This is a genomic window from Caldovatus sediminis, from assembly GCF_014644455.1.
GTDB lineage: Bacteria > Pseudomonadota > Alphaproteobacteria > Acetobacterales > Acetobacteraceae > Caldovatus > Caldovatus sediminis.
The window spans coordinates 1-1074 of sequence record NZ_BMKS01000039.1 but is presented as its reverse complement, the minus strand read 5'-3'; the positions used below and the strand labels follow the sequence as shown (position 1 = coordinate 1074).

The following is a 1074-nucleotide window of genomic DNA, read 5'->3' as shown; positions in this document are numbered from 1 at the left end:
GCGCCAGGTGGCGCAGCTCGGTCGCGGTGAAGTCCGAACGCAGGGCAATGGCGCGCGCCATGGTGAGAGCCTGTTTGAGAGTCTGTCTCGAATCTCATACGGAACGAGCGACGCGACGCAGCAGTATGATGACGGAGGCGGCGTAGAGGAAGGCGTTGGCGGAGGCGATGGTGGCCTCGAAATCCTTGGCGAGGCGGCGGTTGCGTCCGATCCAAGCGAAGAAGCGCTCGACGACCCAGCGTCGAGCATGGACGGCGAAGCCGACCTGATTCTTGGGCTTGTTGGGCTTGCGGACGATCGCGACGGGGATGGTGGTCGCATTCGCGACGCGGTCGCCGGCGTAGCCGCTGTCCATGAAGGCGAGCCTCACGAAGGGCCAGCGGCAGCGCGAGGCGCGCATCAGCGGTGGTGCGCCGTCGCGGTCCTGGATGTTGGCCGGATGATTGTCGAGCGTCAGACCGCGCCCGTCGGTGTCCACCATAGCGTGGCGCTTGCGGCCGTTGATCTTCTTGCCTGCATCGTAGCCGCGCGGGCCGCCGCTCTCGGTTGTCTTGACGCTCTGGCTGTCGATCACTGCCGCCGTCGGACTGGCCTCGCGGCCCGCGCGCTCGCGGTCGAGCATGACGAGATGATGGTTGATCGCCTCGAACACGCCGCCATCGCGCAGCCGGACGAACCAGCGATAGACCGTGCGCCAGGGCGGGAAGCTGTCGGGCAGCAGGCGCCAGGTGCAGCCCGCCCGCAGCACGTAGAAGATGGCGTTGGCGATCTCTCGCAGCGGCCAGGCACGCCGCCGTCCTCGTCCAGGTGCGGCAGGCAGCAGCGGCTCCAGGATCCGCCATTCGTCGTCCGTCAGGTCACTCGCATAGCGCAGGCCCGTGCGGCTATGCTGCCGCCGGGTGGCCGGGGTCCACATCGCGCCGTTCATCCAAGGTGTCGCAACCCGGTCGAATCACGGCGCGGCCCGGCCATCCAGCCCCATATTGAATGTGTTTCGAGACAGCCTCTCACGTGTGGGATTCCCCGACGCGCGGGTGATGCGATTGACCCTTGTGAGCATCGGAGGCTCACCAT

Annotated in this window: 1 protein-coding gene; it reads right to left on the bottom strand. The window is 67.1% G+C overall.

What is annotated here, in order from left to right:
* Nucleotides 1–94: 94 nt before the first annotated feature.
* On the bottom strand, nucleotides 95–916 hold the full coding sequence (locus tag IEX99_RS22215; protein WP_188904423.1) for an IS5 family transposase: 822 nt from the start codon (nucleotides 914–916) through the stop codon (nucleotides 95–97).
* Nucleotides 917–1074 lie beyond the last annotated feature (158 nt).